This window comes from Coprococcus sp. RTP21204st1_G4_RTP21204_210225 (genome assembly GCF_040915385.1).
In the GTDB taxonomy this organism is placed as follows: domain Bacteria; phylum Bacillota; class Clostridia; order Lachnospirales; family Lachnospiraceae; genus Allocoprococcus; species Allocoprococcus comes.
In genome coordinates this window covers 15,819-34,863 of record NZ_JBCPDP010000020.1, presented here as the reverse complement: position 1 = coordinate 34,863, position 19,045 = coordinate 15,819, and the positions used below count along the sequence as shown (strand labels likewise).

Genomic DNA, 19,045 nt, shown 5'->3' with positions numbered 1-19,045 from the left:
GGAGGAAAAGATGAAAACAAGAAAAAGGTATGTCCGTGCCGGGGCTGCCTGCCTTGCGGCATTGTTCACGGTACAGGGAATGACATTGCCTGTGGCGGCAGGTGAAGAGGTGAAAGTAAGATCCAATTCACAGACACAGATGAGTTCAGATCCGGAAGCGGTTTACGTAAGCAATTACGGGAAATCGACGGATCAGAGAACGATCAATTTTGACAGTAATTGGAAATTCAATCTGGGAGATGTGGAAAATGCGCAGACAGCAAATTTCGACGACTCGAAATGGCGCCAGGTTTCGCTTCCGCATGACTACAGCATTGAACAGGATTATTCAAAATCTATGGAAGCAGAAAGTGGATATCTTCCAGGGGGAACAGGATGGTACCGGAAAAGTTTTACCATAGATAAAGCTGCGGAAGGAAAAGAGATCCGTGTTGATTTTAGCGGTGTTTATATGAATGCATCTGTATGGGTAAATGGAGAAAAGCTTGGAACACATCCATACGGATATACACCATTTTCATTTGACATAACAGACTATGTGAAATATGGTGAGGAAAATACAATTGCAGTAAAGGTGGAGAACAAGACGCCTTCAAGCAGATGGTATTCCGGAAGTGGTATTTACAGAAGTGTAAATCTGACCATGACAGAAAAGGTTCATGTGGATCTTGAGGGGACGCAGATTACGACTGAGAACCTGAAAGCAGAACAGGGTGGAACTGTCAATATGGATGTCCGCACACAGGTTGTGAATGATTCTGAAGATGAACAGGCTGTAACCTTGACGCACACGGTATTTCCAAAAGGCAAAGATGAAAGTGCAGCAATCGGAACAGTGACAACCGAAGCTAAAACTGTTGCATCCGGAGAAAGTGATGAAATCGAAATAACACTTGAGGCACAAAGTCCGGCGCTCTGGAGTGTGGACAGTCCGACACTTTATACTGTAAGAACAGAAGTAAAGCTTGGAGAAAATACAGTAGATGTTTACGATACAGAATATGGTTTCCGGTATTTTGATTTTGATAACAATACAGGATTTTCGCTGAACGGACAGAATACAAAACTAAAAGGTGTATGTATGCATCATGATCAGGGAGCACTTGGTGCAAAGGCAAATGCCCGCGCAATTGCAAGACAGATTGAGATCCTGAAGCAGATGGGGTGTAACACGATTCGAGTGACACATAACCCTGCAGCTGATGAGCTGATCCAAGCATGCAATGAGCAGGGGATGTTGGTGATCGATGAAGCTTTCGATACCTGGCTTTATGCAAAAAATGGAAACAGTAATGACTATGCAAAATGGTTCAATCAGAAAATCGACGGGGACAATCAGATTTTAGGTGCAGGGGACGGTATGACCTGGGCACAGTTTGACCTGACAGCAATGGTGAAGAGAGGATACAATGCACCATCAATCATTATGTGGTCTCTTGGAAATGAGGTTATGGAAGGAATCAGCGGTGGCGTTTCCAATTATCCGGCAACTGCCCAGCAATTGGTGAACTGGGTAAAAGAGCTGGATACAACAAGACCGATGACAACCGGAGATAACAAGCTGAAAGCCAACTGGAGTGAAGCAGAAAGTATTGGCAATACATTAAATGCAGCAGGTGGAACCGTTGGATTTAACTATTGCGCAGGCTGGCAGTATGACAACTGGCATAAATTGCATCCAGAATGGCTGATGTACGGTTCTGAGACTGCTTCTGCGATCAACAGCCGTGGAATCTATAATCGGATCAACGGTGGAAGCCAGACTTCCGACAAGCAGCTTACATCCTATGATAATTCTGCTGTAGGCTGGGGCAGTGTAGCAAGTGATGCATGGTATACAACGATTACAAGAGATTACCTTGCAGGAGAATATGTCTGGACCGGATTTGATTATATCGGTGAGCCGACACCTTGGAATGGAACCGGAGCAGGATCAGTAGGAAGCTGGCCGGCACCGAAGAGCTCTTACTTTGGTATCGTGGATACCGCAGGCTTTGCGAAAGACAGCTATTACTTCTATCAGAGTCAGTGGAATGATCAGGTGCACACCTTACATGTACTTCCGGCATGGAATGAAAATGTAGTCTATAAAGACAACAGTGGAAAGGTTCCGGTAGTTGTATATTCGGATGCAGCATCGGTCGAGTTGTTCTTTACGCCGGCAGGTGGAGAAAGACAGTCTCTTGGAAAGAAAGCATTTACACAGAAAACAACAGCTGCAGGTTATACCTATCAGATTTACGAGGGAGAAGATAAGAACGGAACCGAGCATAAGAATCTTTATCTTACCTGGAAGGTTCCGTATGCGGATGGAACACTGGAGGCCGTTGCATATGACGCAGATGGAAATATCATTGAAAATACAGACGGACGTTCCAGCGTGACAACGACTGGCGAAGCTGCAAAATTGCAGATGTCAGCAGACAGAACCGAGATTGCTGCGGATGGAAAAGATTTATCTTATGTGACAGTTGATGTGACAGACCAGAATGGAAATATTGTTCCGGATGCAGAAAACCGCGTTACATTTAACGTAGAAGGTGATGGAGTTCTGGTTGGTGTAGATAACGGAAGCTCTCCGGATCACGATTCTTATCTTGCAGATAACAGAAAAGCATTCAGTGGAAAAGTTCTGGCAATCGTGCAGTCTACGAAAACTGGTGGTTCATTTACTGTGACAGCTACGGCAGATGGACTGGAAAGTGCAGCAGCAACCGTCACAACTTATTCTGTATCAGATGGCACACCAGAAGAAAAAGAGATCGACAGTTTCTGGATGTCAAAGACCTATTATGTCAAGACTGGAAATATCCCGGTACTTCCGACAACGATTGAAACTCGTTATACTGATGGAAGCAAAGAAAGCAAAGCAGTGACATGGGATGCGATCGGAGAGGAGATGGTACAGCAGTCAGGAAACTTTAATGTGCAGGGGCAGATTGAAGGACATCAGGTAACAGTCAATGTAAATGTTATTGATGAAGTTGGAGGACTTCTGAATTACTCAACCTCAACACCAGTTGGAACTGTACCGATTCTTCCGGAATCCAGGCCGGCGGTTCTTACAGACGGAACCATTCTGACCGCTTCATTTGGAGTAAACTGGGATGACATATCGGCTGATCAGCTTGCAGAAGAAGGAATTGTTACGGTAAATGGGACAGCAGATGTACTCGGTGATGAAATTCCGGTAAGTGCAACAATCCGTGTACAGACAGAGCAGATCACAGTTGGAAGCAGCGTGTCCGGAAAGGTAATGAATCTGACACAGAGCATTCCGGAAGGCGAACAGTCAGATACACTTTCTGCAATTGTGGACGGATCAACAACAATCAGTGATAACACAAGTGGAGGAGCAAACCCGACTGCATGGAGCAACTGGCAGAGTTCCCAGAATGGTAATAGTAAAGCAGAGATCACATTTGAGTATGCAACCCAGCAGAGACTAGGACAGATTGTGATGCATTTTGCAAAGGACAGCGGAAGTATGCGTTATCCGGATGCAGGAACAACAGAGATTCTGGTTTCAGAGGATGGAACCAACTGGAACAAGCTTGCAGTAACGGAGACGATCGGGGAAGAAAGTGGACGGGTAAAACCATATACGTATGATTTCACACCGACGACAGCGACTTTTATCAAATTCAAGCTTACGAACGCAAGTGCACCGACAGGAACCAGATGGAAACCTTGTACTGCACTTACTGAGATCGAGTTGAAGGTGGCACAGGGAAGCTTCGTATCGAATACGACAGCGAAGCTGGAAGAAGTCATTGTAAATGGCAATCCGGTACCGGAAAGTGCACTGGCACAGGGAAGCTATTCTACACCTGCTATTTTTGCAGAGGTAGAGGCAAAAGCAGCCGATAATGCGTCAGTGACTATTCTTCCGACTTTCAACAATATCAAGAAGATCATTGTTGAGTCAGAAGATCACAATACAAGAAATGTATTTGAACTCCGTCTTGGAGAAGAGACAGAAGAGACACCAGAATCCGGTGACAGAGATTATCCGATTGGAAGGCTCACTGCATTTGCAGAAAGTGAGTATAATGGCAGTGGAACAGAAGGACCGGCAGAGTACATTCTGGATGAAGATGAAGGAACGCACTGGCATACAAACTGGCGTACAAATGATGCACAGGATGTAGAAAAACGCTGGATCGGACTGGAACTGGAAGAACCGGCAGTTTTGGATGCATTTCGCTATTATCCGCGTGGTGGCAATATGAATGGATTTGTCAGTGAGTATAAAGTACAGTACAAACTGAATCAGGAAGATGAATGGACCGATATTGCAGGCGGTACCTGGGACAGGACGCTTGAATGGAAAATAGCAGAATTTGACGAACCGGTAGAAGCAAAATATGTGAGACTGGTGGGAATCCATACCTATGCGGAATCTGGAAATGATGCACACATGGCAGTTGCAGAGCTTCGTGTCCGTGAGGCGGACAAGCGTGTAGATATTTCGGCAGAAGACAGCCAGGTCACAGTGTCAGTTCCGGAACAAACAGAGGTTGCGAAAGCAGATGAACAGAATCCGGTATATCCACAGGTAGAAGTCAAGAGAACGGTAAACGGCGCAGAAGAGACTTTGAGATACGGAGTGGATTATCTACTGTCCTATGAAAATAATACAGCTTTTGGAACAGGTAAGGTGATTGTTACCGGAATTGTAAATTACCGCGGAGTTGTAGAGCGTACATTTGAAATTGTAAAGAAAGCCCCGGAGTTAAGTGCTGTGTATATCCAGAGTCAGCCCGGAAAGACAGTTTACAAATCAGGAGAAACCTTCGATCCGACCGGTCTTTCGCTGAAATTGGTATACGATGATGATTCAGAGGAAGAACTGGTATATAGCGAAGAAACCGCAGGACTGTTTGGTTTTGAACCAGGTCTGGATACTGCACTTACAGAAGAAGTAAAAGAAATTACTGTGGCTTATGGCGGAAAATCAGCAGTTGTGTTTATCGGAGTAGAATCGCCGGAAAAACCAGGACCTGAAAAGCCGGATCCGGAGAATCCGACACCGGGAAACCCAAATCCAGAGAAACCAAACCCAGAAGATCCAAAACCAGGAAATGGATCCGGCAGTGAGAACAATGGTGGAACAGGAAGTGGAAGCGGATCAAATTCCAATAACGGAAGCAGTGGTGGTAATAATACAGTAAATAACATCATAAATAATAACAACAATAACAACAGCAATTCTTCCAATAAGAATTCAGGAAAAGTGCAGACAGGAGACAGAAATAATCTGGTATTCCCATTAATCGGAATGACAGCAGCAATTCTGGCAGTCGCCACTGTTTTAATAATCAGAAAAAAGAAACGTCTTTAAAAATATAGAAGACATTTAAAGGACTCCCGGCAAGGTAAAATTTGCCGGGAGTATTTATTTTCAAATCTCAAAAAATTCTTAAGAAAATCCCGCCCTATCTCTTAAAAAATCTCTGTTAATCTTGTATAGTATAGAGGAGGTGAAAAAGATGGCAAAAATATTAGTATGTGATGATGATAAAGACATTGTAGAAGCAATAGATATTTACCTGACGCAGGAAGGATACGAAGTCCTGAAGGCGTATGATGGCGACGAAGCAATCAAGGTATTGAAAAGAAATGAAGTTGATCTTCTGATCATGGATGTGATGATGCCGCGGCTGGACGGAATCCGGGCGACACTCAAGATCCGGGAAAACATGAGCCTTCCGATTATTATTTTATCCGCCAAATCAGAGGATGCGGACAAGATTTTAGGACTGAATATCGGTGCAGATGATTACATGACCAAACCGTTCAATCCGTTGGAGCTGGTAGCAAGGGTAAAATCCCAGCTCAGACGTTACACCCAGCTTGGAAGTACGGCGAGATCTGACAACCAGAGCGAGTTCCGGACCGGGGGACTTGTGATCAGGGATGATCTGAAAGAAGTGACTGTGGACGGCGAAAAAGTGAAGTTGACACCGATTGAATACAATATATTACTGTTACTCGTTAAAAATCAGGGAAAGGTGTTCTCTATCAATCAGATTTACGAAAATATCTGGAATGAAGAAGCAATCGGAGCGGACAATACCGTTGCCGTACATATCCGCCATATCCGGGAGAAAATCGAAATCAATCCGAAAGAGCCACGTTACCTGAAGGTAGTATGGGGTGTCGGATATAAGGTAGAGAAGATCGGTTAGGAGGTCTTATGAATAACAAATGGTATCAGAGCGCACCATGTAAAGGAATCCTGATCGTACTGGAGCATATTTTAGCGGTGGTGATGATCACATGTCTGGTTTTTACATTCAGTTATCCGGGCGATAATCTGGCAGGAATCCTGTTTGAAAAGCCACATAAGAAGTATGATCAGTCAAAAGGGTTTACCGACAAGCTGATGAGTGCTGCAAATGATATTACGGCTGCGGAAGGATACGACAGCAATTTTGAAACAGAAGGAAAATATGATGAAAACAGAATTGTAGATCTGAAAGAATATGATTCAGATCGTAAGATTTCAAATGAAAATGTAAATGGGCTTGCATACCGTCTTGGTGATCTTGTGAATTACTGGGAAAACGATCAGGAGATGTACTACGCAGACGGGACCAAGATGGCAGATGGAGACAATGATGATGAGATCATCGTCTGCCAGAAGGATGACGGAACCTACCATTATTATTATGAAAAAGAATTTCGTCGGGAATTTAAAAACGGGAACCTTCAGTTTGGTAATATGGATGAGGCAAAAGATGAATATTCACTGGAAAGCACCGGAGAAGTGATCGATTCTCTGATCAATGACTGGATCGAGAGCTCCGCAAGTATTTACCGCAATATTCTGGACAGTGAAAATCGCCAGGTCTACACAAAGTGCTGGCGGTATGACGGAGAAAAAGTTTCCGAAAACTGTGCACCGGTGGGCGCGAAGAATCTTCTGGAAGTTGTGAACAAGGATTCCAGATGGAACGGCAAGTTAAGTGATGCGATGTCCATGCTTGGAAATACTGTGGACAGTGTACGGGATGAATTTTTGACGTGGCAGTATGTAACGGAAGAATATAAAGAAGATAATACCAATCTTGCATATATGATTGTAGATCTGGACAATAAAAAAGTTTATACCAACCGTCTTGCATATCAGAGATTTGATGAATGGGAAAAGAATCTGGAAAGTATGAAAAAGCTGGGAGTATATGCGGTTGCCACACCAAAGCTTACTGAGTACCAGAGTGATATTGGTATGGACGGATCACAGTGGAAATCACTGATCGGTGGCAATATGTGGATGGATAATTACGAATGCGTGTTCGCGGTAGATACTTCCTATCCAATCCAGGATGACTTTTATCAGGAGAGCAAGATTTATCAGGAGTATGCACCGCAGGTAAGATTTACTTTCTGGATTGCGATTGCAACCGGATTTGCAATGCTTGTAATTCTGGCATGGCTGACAATTGTTGCAGGCAGATCAAACCGGGAAGAAGGCATTGTGTTAAATCGGGTCGATAAAATGAAGACAGAAATCTTTATTCTTTTGTCGGTTGCAGTTATGGTGATATGTATTTACGGGGAAATCAGTTTAAGTTACAGTCTGCTGAACGGAGTCTGGTTTAGCGGAGATGGTTTAAATGGCACATCGGTACTGATTTTTGCAGGGATTGTTGCGGTAAGCGTTTGCATGACAGGACTTACTTTCTGGCTTGGAATGGTAAGAAGGATCAAGGCAAAGACCTTGTGGAAGAACAGTATTTTATGTCTGATCATCAAATACGTCCGGATTGGGATCCGGCATCTGGGGGAGGTCTGGAAAGCTGCGATTTTGTTTGGAGTACTGGTTGTAGTTCACTGGATCGCGATCGCCATGTGGGAGCCGGGAATCTGGCTGTTCGTAATGCTTGCGGCAGAGGCGGGGGCATTTTTCTGCCTGATGCGCAGAGCCATCGGAAGAGCGCGGATCATCAAAGGGGTAAAAGCAATCGCAGACGGTCAGGTTGATTATCAGATTCCGTTAAATGGACTCAAAGGCGGACAGCTTGAAGCAGCAGTCAGCATCAATAAGATCGGAGATGGACTGGACCGGGCGGTAGAAGAGAGCGTAAAAAATGAACGCCTCAAAACGGATCTGATCACAAATGTATCCCATGATATCAAAACGCCGCTTACATCAATCATTAATTATGTGGACCTTTTAAAGAGAGAGGATTTTGAGGATCCGAAGATCCAGAATTATCTTCAGGTTCTGGAAGAAAAAGCATATCGTCTGAAGACACTTACCGAGGATGTGGTAGAAGCTTCCAAGGTAAGCAGTGGCAATATCAGCCTGGAAATGATGAATCTTAATCTGGTTGAGCTGGTTAACCAGACCAGTGCAGAGTTTGAAGAAAAATTTGAGGCAAGGAATCTGAAAATGATCATGAATCTTCCGACCGAACCGGCAACAATCTACGCAGACGGCAGACGAATGTGGAGAGTTCTTGCAAATGTATTTAACAATGCGGCAAAATATGCAATGGAGGGAAGCCGTGTATACGTGGATCTGGTTCAGACAGGTGAGGAAGTACAGCTTACGATCAAGAATGTATCAGAGCAGCCGCTGAATATTTCGGCAGATGAACTGACAGAAAGATTTATCCGTGGAGATGTATCCAGAAGCACGGAAGGAAGCGGGCTTGGTCTTTCGATTGCACAGAATCTGACAAAGCTTCAAGGGGGAAAATTCGAGTTATATCTCGACGGAGATCTGTTCAAGGTACTGATCCGTTTCCCGGTTCCAAAAGAAACGGAAGATGTTTATCAGGAAGTCGAACAGTAACAGGTAAATATGGGGCGTAAGGGAAATTTCCCTTGCGCTCTATTTTATTTCGCTTTACAATAAAAACTGGATTCGTACATATAACCTAAAATGTAAGGGGAAATTAAAATGGAATCATTGAATAATATCTTAAAAAAGAGTTTAAATAAAGAATTTTTATCAGCAATAATCAGCAATCCACGTGAAAAAGGCGGAATTGTAAAGATTAAGATCCGCCCTGTGGAGCATAAAGACAATATTTTGTACCAGTGCGAAGAACACCGGAACAACCAGGTATTTCACCACAATCTGAATGAAGAAGAAGCAGCAGGATATATTGAAAATGCCATGCAGGAATTCAAACAGATGCAGATGGAGACCAGAAAATTCCGCTATCAGGTTCTGGTCAGCAAAAAAGGGAAAATGACGATTCAGAGACGGCTTCAGACCGGGAGGTTCAAAGAGATTGATCTTTCACACAACCGGAAGAAGCATTATATCCTGGAGGAAGGAAAAGCAGTTCCATTTTTACAGGATCTGGGAGTTATGACAAAAGAAGGGGAAATCGTGCGGACAAAGTTTGATAAGTTCCGCCAGATCAACCGTTTCCTGGAGTTTATCGAGGATGTTCTTCCGGAGCTCCCGAAGGACAGGGAAGTAACGATTCTGGATTTTGGATGCGGTAAATCCTATCTGACATTTGCAATTTATTATTATTTGCATGAGTTAAAAGGTTATGATATCCGGATCATCGGACTGGATCTGAAGACGGATGTCATTTATGCATGCAACCAGCTTGCAAAAAAATATGGCTATAGAAAACTGAAGTTTATGGAAGGAAATATTGCAGATTATACCGGCTCTGATGAAGTGGATATGGTCGTGACGCTGCATGCCTGCGATACCGCTACCGATTTTGCACTTGCAAAAGCAGTTGGCTGGAAAGCGAAGGTCATTCTTTCGGTTCCGTGCTGTCAGCATGAAGTGAACCGTCAGATTGCAAATGAAACACTTGCACCGCTGTTTTCTTACGGACTGATCAAAGAGCGAATGGCAGCTCTTGTCACGGATGCTATGCGTGCAGAATATCTCAAGAGGGAGGGATATGACACGCAGATCCTGGAGTTTATCGATATGGAGCATACACCGAAGAATATTTTGATACGGGCCATTTACACGGGAAATAAAGGAAAAAATACTGAGGCAATCCGCACATGTGAAGAAATGCTTCACATCGATCCAATGCTGGGGAGATTATTGGATCAGCAGAATGAAGAGGGAGAAAAAGGAGTATAAATTTAGCAGATTAAGATAAAGGGGACTATAATTACAATGTTTAAAAAGATAGCAATAAAGACAGGGGTACTGACTACTGTATTTATTCTTGCAGTTATCGTATCCAGTTATGTGACGAACAGAGGCAACACTGATATGAGTGCAGATATGGGAGGTGCGACACTGCCAAGAATATCCTTTATGACAGAAGGATATGAAGTGAACTCACTGCCGGGATATAAAAGCGATATGACGCTTACTTCAATGCGTGATACACTGACACCCGTCACAAATAATCAGCTGGATATGAACATTGCAAAATATGATAATCAGATCCAGAAGGTTTACTGGCAGGTATATACACTGAATGGGAAAAAATGTATCCAGGAGGGAACCATTAAAGATGTTCAGGATACAGTAACTTTAAATTTCAAGAATACGAAGATCCTGAAAGAAGAGCGGATTTTGAAAGTAACCTTGTACCTGGATAATCAGAATATTTATTTTTATACCAGGATCAAGAATTCGGCAGATTGCAACTATAAGAAAAGCCTGGATTTCGCAAATGATTTCCACAATGCGGCACTCGAAAATCAGGGTGATAAGGTCGAAAGCTATTTGGAAACAGATTCCAGTGAGGACAGCTCCACCTATCAGGAGGTCACACTTGCATCGACGCAGTCACAGGTGACATGGGGTTCGCTTGCACCGCAGGTATCGGGAAATGTATACTGGGAAATTAAGGAATGCAATGAGAATTACACATCACTTGTCCTCAAATACCAGGTAAAGTGCACCGGGGATACTGATTATGCTGATCGGCTTTACAGTGTAAAGGAATTCTTCCGGATCCGCACCGGGGAAGATGCACAACAGTATCTGCTTGATTATGATCGCACGATGAATCAGAGATTTGATGGTAAGACAACTGCGCTGAACCAGAAGGGTGTTCTTGTTGGGATTGCTCCGACGGACCTGGAGTATGAGACTAATACAGATGGAACCATTGTAGCATTTATAGAGGATAACCAGCTCTGGCATTATGATAAAAAAGAGGATGAAATGTCACTGGTATTCGGCTTCGCAGATGCGGAAAACATGGATGTGCGTACATTATGCGACCTGCATGATATCCGCCTGATTTCAGTAGATGAAAAAGGCAATACCACATTTACTGTAGTGGGTTATATGAATCGCGGTGTACATGAAGGGCAGGTAGGTGTAGCAGTCTATTATTTTGACGCAGAAAAAAATTCCGTTACGGAAAAAGCATTTGTTCCTGGCGAAGACGGATATTATCTGATGAAAGAGGATCTGGGGAAATTTGTATATTACAGCAATTCTGATGAAAATCTTTATGTAATGATAGATGGTACATTGTATCTTGTGAATCTGAAGGACAACACCAGAGAGGTGCTGGTGAAAGATCTGGAGGAAGGGCAGTATCAGGTTTCACCAGACGGACATCTGCTTGCTTACCAGAGTGAGGGCGGAAAGATCAATGAGTCGCAGAAGATTATCGTGCTGAATCTGAAGACGGGCAAATCCTTTGATATTACATCCGAAGGAGACGAATATGTCAAACCGATCGGATTTATCCGGAATGATTTTGCCTATGGCACGCTGCGTGGAAGCGATGCAGGAACCAATATATCCGGACAGAGTGTGTACCCGATGTATAAAGTGGATATCATCACGCAGAAACAGGAGATAGCCAAGACCTATGAGGTACAGGATTTTTACATTCTGGATGGCTATGTGGCAGACAATATGATGACACTTAATCGGGTGAACAGAAATGAGAATACCTATATTTCAACAACGGCAGATTATATTACCAATAATCAGGAGAAGGAAGAGAGCAATATCACAGTTGAGACCTACAATGATGATCTGCGGGGAACTCTGGTTCGTCTTACTTATGAAAATGGGATCAAAGACAGCAAAGCAAAAATTTTAAAACCAAAGCAGGTACTGTTTGATAAACCGATGGTTGTCAGCTTTGATAAACCGAAGGTAAAGAATCAGTATTATGTATATGCACTTGGCAGTCTGCAGAGGGTGTATGAAAAAGCATCTTATGCGATCCAGGAAGCGGAGAAGATAAAAGGTGTGGTCATTTCTTCATCACAGGAATATGTATGGGAGTCCGGAAATACGCCGGATATTTATGAAGTAAATAATATGGATGAGTTCCGGACAGGAGAAGGTGAAAGTACACTTGCAGCGTGCCTGAACCGGATCCTGAAGCTGGAAGGCGCAGAAGATATAAATGCATCAACAGAGCTGGAAAACGGAAAGTCGCCGGCAGAAATCCTGACAGAAGCAACCGGTGGAGAAGGTTTTGATCTGACAGGATGTACACCGGAAGAAATTCAATATACCATCAGTCACGAGACACCGGTCGTTGCCATGTTAAGTGCAGATCATGCAGTACTGGTAATCGGCTATACCAGTGAAAAATATGCTTATATTGATCCGGCTGACGGAGAACGTCATTCGGCTACGCCTGAAGAGATGGCGCAAATGGTAAGCGGCAGCGGAAATGTATTTTTTGGTTATGTAAAATAAATTTGGAGGACGCAAATGAGAGACGAGAAATATTTAGAACTTCTGGCAGAAAAATACCCAACTGAGCAGGCGGTCTGCCGAGAGATTATTAACCTTAAAGCAATCCTCAGCCTGCCAAAAGGGACAGAGCACTTTATGAGTGATCTGCATGGAGAATATGAGGCATTTTGCCATATATTAAATAACTGCTCCGGTGTGATTCGGGAAAAAGTAGATCTGTTGTTTGAAGATACTTTATCAGATCTGGACCGGGAAGAAATCTGTACGCTGATCTATTATCCAGTTGAAAAGCTTGCAATGATAAAAAAGGAAGGAAAAAATAATGAAGAGTGGTATCGTGTGATCTTAGGAGAACTAATCGATATCGCAAGATTATTTTCATCCAAATACACCCGCTCAAAAGTAAGAAAAGCGATGCCGAAGGAATATGCCTATATTCTGGATGAACTGATCCATGTACAGAAGGATGAAGATGATAATCAGCTGGTGTATCACCGCAATATCCTGAATACGCTCCTTGAACTACAGAATGCAGATGAATTTATCGAGGTGCTTGCCGGATTGATTAAACGGCTGGCAGTCGATCATCTACATATTGTCGGAGATATTTTTGACAGAGGTCCTTGTGCAGACCGGATCATGGATTTGCTTACGACCTATCACTCCATTGATATTGAATGGGGAAATCATGATATCCTGTGGATGGGGGCAGCGGCAGGAAGCAGAGCCTGCATCGCAACAGTCATCCGGAACAATCTGAAATACGATAACATGAAGATCCTTGAAAACAGCTATGGAATCAGTCTCCGAAATCTGACCTTATTTGCAGAAAAGATATATCCGCAGATCGATCCGATGGAAGCGGCACTGAAAGCAATTTCTGTACTTCTTTTTAAGCTGGAAGGCCAGGTGATCCTGCGTAATCCGGATTACAAGATGGAAGATAAATTGCTGCTTCATAAAGTGGATGTGAAACGTCAGGTTGTTGAAATTGGCGGAAAAGAATATAAGATCAAGAAGGAAGAATTTCCAACTGTAAGTTTTGCAGCTGAAAGCGTGGAAGAAGTCTATCAGCTGACCGAAGAGGAAGAAAATGTAATGGAAGGTCTTCAGATGGCTTTTGTGAACAGTATCCGTCTGCGACAGCATATAGATTTCCTGTATAAAAAAGGAAGTATGTACCGGATCTTCAACGATAATCTTCTGTATCACGGCTGTGTGCCGCTGGATGAGAGCGGAAACTTTGACGGCGTTGTATTTGGGAAGAGATGCTATCGAGGAAGAGAATATCTGGACTATGCAGAGCATGTTGCCAGAAGAGCCTGGTCGAAGGAGGCGAAAGAAAAAGACAGAGACTTTATGTGGTATCTATGGTGCGGAAGAAAGTCTCCACTTTCCGGAAGAAATACGAAAACCTTTGAGCGTACTTATGTGCTGGATGAGTCGACATGGTATGAAGAATCAAATCCATATTATAAATTTTACGAAGAAGAAAAGGTCTGCAATATGATTCTGCATGAGTTTGGTCTTTATTCCGAGCGTGCTCATATCATTAATGGGCATACACCGGTCAGAACTTCAAAAGGAGAGCATCCGGTCCGTGCGAATGGAAAATTAATGGTCATTGATGGAGGTTTCTGCAAGAGCTACCATAAGACTACCGGAATTGCCGGGTATACATTGATCTTCAATTCCCATGGTATCCGGATCAAATCCCACCAGCCTTTCCTGAGTGTGTATGCGGCACTTACGGAAAATAAGGATATCGAGTCAAAATCAGAACTGGTCGAGACCGAAAAAGAACGTTTGATGGTGCGGGATACAGATAGCGGAAAGAAGATCAAGGAGGATATTGAGGCACTTAAAATGCTGCTCCGTGCATACCGTGAAGGGGAGTTGGAATAGAGTGAAAAAGATTTTTGCATGCGCTTTATGTGTTGTCATGACAGTTAGTTTATGCAGCTGTGCAGGATGCCGGAAAAAGGAAGAAACAAAAGCGAAAGAGAAAGAAACCATTGAATTATGGCATTACTGGGATATACCGGATAATCAGAGACATCTGGAAGAGCTGGTAGAGCAGTTTAATAAGATGCAGGAGGATATTGAGATAGAAGTATCTTATATTCCGGATGAAGATTTTAAAAAACAGCTTGCCCTGGCGATGTCGGAAGAAAAGATGCCGGATATTGCCGTAGTGGACTCCTCGGACTTTCAATTTCTACATCATATGAAAGCGTTTGCTGATCTTACAGATGCTATTCCGGAATTAAAGGAATATAACGAAAAAGCATTGGAACCATGTACGATAGATGGAAGAATTTATGGGCAGCCTTTTGGTGTGAACTGTACAGGGATGTTCTATAATAAAAAACTCCTGGAAGAAAATGGATGCGAAGTTCCGGAAAGCTGGGAAGAATTTCAAGAGACAGCGGCGAAGATCAGCAATGAAGATGTAAAAGGGTTTGCGATCACTGCTTTACAGACAGAAGAAAGTATGTATGAATTTCTGCCGATCTTATGGTCAATGGGAGGGGACGTGTATAGAATTGCAGAAGAAAACAGTAAAAAGGCATTTCTTCTGCTGGATCAGATGGAAAAAGAAGGAAGTCTGAGTCTGCAGAGCATTTCTCTTACCATGGGAGATCTGACAAATCAGTTTCTAAAAGGAAAAATTGGGATCATGTTCAATTCCTCTATGGCGATTGACAGTATCAGGGAAGGAAATCCGGATCTGGAATTCGGTGTTGCACCGATTCCGGGAGGAGAGACATCGGTTTCGGTAGCCGGAGGAGAAATTCTGGCAGTAGCGGAGAATGAAAAGAAAGAGTATGCAATCCGTTTTTTAAAGTTTCTGGCAGATAAAGACCGAATGAAAGAATATATTGATGCATTTGGTTTTCTTGCACCGCGTCAGGATATTATGGAACAACAATTTGCCGAAGATTCGGAAAAGAGAACATTTATAAAAATGTATAAGGCTGCCGGGATTCGTGAGATTTCTCCGGAATGGCCACGGATTTCCCTGACACTTTCCGATACTCTGAGACAGATACTGGTGGAGGAAGAGGATCCGCAGACAATATTGAATAAAAGTGCAGAAAAGATAGAGAAAATCGGAGCAGAGAAATGAAAAAGAAAAATCTGAGACAGATTCTGATTCCTGCATTTATTATTACGGCATGCATTCCGATCACTATTTTTACAGTGATATCGCAGGCACGTCTGAAAAAAAGCACCCTTGATAATATGAACAATCAGGCAGAGGCAGATCTTCAGAAGTCAAATCAGTGTCTGAATATGACATTGGATAAGTATGAGACGATTCTGTATGATATCACTACGGCTGAAGACTTTTTAAATCTTGCGGTTACCGCGAAAGAATCTGCTGATATTATGGAGACAGATGCCTATAATATGCGAAGTGAATTTTCACATATCTGTAACAGAAATCAGGGTGTGGACGGGATTCAGCTGGTATTGGCAGATAGAAAAAGAATCTTTTATGACAGGCTTTCTTCTTCTTCGGTGAACAGTTCCTGGATTGAAAAGGTTGCAGTTCCGGAGACAGAAGAGATGCTGTCTTATACGATGGATCAAGAGAATGAAAATCCGGAAAGGATGTTTCATATCAGCCGTAAGGTAGTAAATTACTGGGATATCAGTGAAGATCTGGGAGAAGTGATTCTGTCAGTCGATGCAGATGAATTGAGTTCCGTGTTGGATGTTGGAAAAGGATCGGAAATATATCTGATAGATGACGGAAGGATCGTCGGAGCGGAAAATGAAAAATTACTGGGCAGGACGGAAGATATTTTAGAGACGAAAAGGGTCAGTCAAAAATCCATTACAAATACCCGGAGCGGCTGGAAAATCGTATTGTGCCAGTCGCTGAGTGAATATCAGAGAGCAATCAGAGAACAGATCGTATTCTGGCTGCTGCTGGCAGTGGCAGTGTTGCTTGTTTTTGTATTTCTGATCTATAAAGTTACAGAACCGGTCATGGTATCGGTAAATGAGATTGTAGATGCGATGAAAAATCTGGAGAAAGATAATTTCAGGGAGAAGCTTGCAATCAAAGAAAATGACAGTATAGAAATACAGAAGATATCGGAAGGCTTCAATGATATGACTGAACGGATCTATCATTTGATCGGTCAGGTGAAACAATCTGCATTGGAGCAGAAGAATGCAGAAATCTCAGCGTTGGAGGCACAGATCGATCCTCATTTTCTATATAATATCCTGGATACCATCAACTGGAAAGCCATTGAAAATGAGCAGTATGAAATCAGTGAGATGTTAGTGGCGCTTGCCGAAATCCTGCGTTATGCCATTAATGATGCAGGAGAACTGACAACGATCGAAGCGGAAAAGGTATGGCTGGAAAAGTATATTCTTCTGCAGCAGGAAAAATTAGGAGAAAAAATCGAGCTGATATTTAAAATACCGGAGGAATTGGAAACTTATAAAATTCATAAAATGCTGCTTCAGCCTTTTGTGGAAAATGCGATCAAGTACAGTTTCCGCGGATGTAAGGGCGAACACCGGCTTACCATCGAAGCTGCGAAGGCAGAAGAACAATTACATCTGATCATTGTAAATAATGGGCAGTGTATTGAGAAAGTCAGATTAAAAGAACTCAATGAAGGAACGAAGATAAAGAATCATCTCGGAATTTCCAATGTGAGAAAGCGGTTGGAACTTTATTACGGAGAAGATACAGCAGTTTATTTTGAAAATATTCTTTCGGGTGGCGTGAAAGTACATTTATTTATTCCGATACAGGGAGGAAATGACGATGCGGATAGCAGTCATTGAAGACGAGAGACCGATTCGTGAGGGGCTTGTACATATTTTGAATAAAATCAGTCCGGAATACCAGGTGGTAGGAAGCGCGGAAAATGGGCGAGAAGGTTTAATTCTTCTTGAAGAACAGGATCCGGATCTGATCCTGCTTGATATCCAGATGCCGGATATGAACGGTCTGCAGATGTTAAAAGAAGCAAGAGAAAGAGGAAGTATGACTAAGGTTGTGATTCTTACGGCATACTCTGACTTTGATTATGCAAAAAAGGCAATTGCACTCGGAATAGAAAATTATCTGCTAAAGCCGGTTAATCTTACGGAACTGAAGAACACCCTTTCTAAAATCAAGGAAGAGATATTCGTAGAACAGAGAGGGAAAAATTCTCTTTCACTTGAAACGGTCATAAAAGATGCGTTAGAAGGCGAGTATGAAGAGGATTCTAGGTTAGAGGAGACGCTTTTGGAGAAATATGGGTTCTCCGGCAGAAAACAAATTTACTGTATGTATCTTTTTATGGGAAAGTATTATGATTCCGAACAAAAAGAAGCAGAGTTTTTTTAGAAGAATTCCGGGAACATAATCCGGACAAAAAAATGTGCTGGTTATGGAGAGAGAAGAGGCAGTCTGTTTTTATCTGTTTTTATGATGTGAAAGCAAAAAAAAATTTTATACAGTATTTGAAGCAATCGGTAGTACCGGCTTTTTCTATGAGAATCCATGATCATGGGGCATTTGCGGGAAAAGAGTGTCAAGGGCTGGGAGAACTGGCGGAGATTGAAAATGCGCTGACCGAAGCATGCGGATGGCATTTAATACTTGGCAACCGGGTATTGATCAAGTGCAAAAAAATCGCGCAACTGAGGACAAATCGTTTTATTTATCCGGCAGATCTGGAGAATCAGGCAAGGAGTGCGGTAATCCATCTGGATTATCCTGCGTTTACCCGGTGCTTTCAGCAATTTATGGAGGCAGGATTACGTGAAGTCCACAGCCCGCAGGAAATCAGAGAGGTTTGTATCCGTTTTGCTTATGCTGTGATCAATACGGCAAAAGAGTGTGGAACATTACGGGATGAAGATCTGCTTGTCCAAAAAATATTACATACGATTTTAAATGCTGTTTTCTGGGAAGAAATCATGGATGCAATGCTGGAATTATTTGCCTGCATAGAAAATGATGAAAAAAAACAGACTTCGGCAGAGCTTCTGGTACAGAAAGCTCTTTCTATTATTAAAGAATGCTACAGTGACGGAATCAATCTGGAGGAAACAGCCAGGAGACTGCATGTTACCGAACAGTATCTGGGTACACAGTTAAAAAAAGAAACAGGCTCTTCTTTTACGGAGATCATAAGGCGATATAAAATCGCACATGTAAAACAATTACTTCTGGATACGGAATTAAAGCTGAATCAGATTGCTTCAATGGCAGGTTTTTCGGATCCCAAGTACATGAGTAAGGTGTTTAAACAGGAAGTAGGGATGCTTCCGAACGAATATCGGAGGATGAATACATAATCAGTTTGTAAAATTCCTCTTTTTATAAAAAATTTCTCCTTTTTAAAAATCTGAATTTGCTATAGTAGGTTCAGAAATTGAGAAGAGGAG

The 19,045-nt window shown here is 42.6% G+C and carries 10 protein-coding genes; all 10 read left to right on the top strand.

The window, feature by feature from the left end; genetic code table 11:
• The first annotated feature begins 10 nt into the window (after positions 1-10).
• The 10 genes from AB5213_RS14495 (at position 11) to AB5213_RS14450 (ending at position 18,955) form a co-directional block, all read left to right on the top strand.
• Positions 11-5,344, top strand: a complete 5,334-nt coding sequence (locus AB5213_RS14495; protein WP_368276865.1) for a sugar-binding domain-containing protein — start codon at positions 11-13, stop codon at positions 5,342-5,344.
• Positions 5,345-5,492: 148 nt separating this feature from the next.
• Complete coding sequence (locus AB5213_RS14490) at positions 5,493-6,191, top strand: response regulator transcription factor (RefSeq protein ID WP_008371016.1); 699 nt, start codon at positions 5,493-5,495, stop codon at positions 6,189-6,191.
• A gap of 8 nt (positions 6,192-6,199) precedes the next feature.
• Positions 6,200-8,806, top strand: a complete 2,607-nt coding sequence (locus AB5213_RS14485; protein WP_368276864.1) for a histidine kinase dimerization/phospho-acceptor domain-containing protein — start codon at positions 6,200-6,202, stop codon at positions 8,804-8,806.
• Positions 8,807-8,914: 108 nt separating this feature from the next.
• Positions 8,915-10,081: an SAM-dependent methyltransferase gene (locus tag AB5213_RS14480; protein ID WP_117824395.1), complete on the top strand. Its 1,167-nt coding sequence runs from the start codon at positions 8,915-8,917 to the stop codon at positions 10,079-10,081.
• Between the two features lie 36 nt (positions 10,082-10,117).
• Entirely contained in the window at positions 10,118-12,631 is a 2,514-nt protein-coding gene (locus AB5213_RS14475; protein WP_173685723.1) for a hypothetical protein, read from the top strand.
• Between the two features lie 15 nt (positions 12,632-12,646).
• The gene (locus AB5213_RS14470; protein WP_368276862.1) at positions 12,647-14,536 is read left to right on the top strand and encodes a fructose-1,6-bisphosphatase; all 1,890 of its coding nucleotides are present in this window, start codon (positions 12,647-12,649) and stop codon (positions 14,534-14,536) included.
• 37 nt (positions 14,537-14,573) lie between these two features.
• Entirely contained in the window at positions 14,574-15,761 is a 1,188-nt protein-coding gene (locus AB5213_RS14465; protein WP_368276861.1) for an ABC transporter substrate-binding protein, read from the top strand.
• The gene (locus AB5213_RS14460; RefSeq protein WP_008370994.1) at positions 15,758-17,449 is read left to right on the top strand and encodes a sensor histidine kinase; all 1,692 of its coding nucleotides are present in this window, start codon (positions 15,758-15,760) and stop codon (positions 17,447-17,449) included. The genes AB5213_RS14465 and AB5213_RS14460 overlap by 4 nt, the downstream gene beginning before the upstream one ends.
• Positions 17,430-17,999: a response regulator gene (locus AB5213_RS14455; RefSeq protein ID WP_368276860.1), complete on the top strand. Its 570-nt coding sequence runs from the start codon at positions 17,430-17,432 to the stop codon at positions 17,997-17,999. Before AB5213_RS14460 ends, AB5213_RS14455 begins: the two co-directional genes overlap by 20 nt.
• A gap of 86 nt (positions 18,000-18,085) precedes the next feature.
• Positions 18,086-18,955, top strand: a complete 870-nt coding sequence (locus AB5213_RS14450; RefSeq protein ID WP_368276859.1) for a helix-turn-helix transcriptional regulator — start codon at positions 18,086-18,088, stop codon at positions 18,953-18,955.
• Positions 18,956-19,045 lie beyond the last annotated feature (90 nt).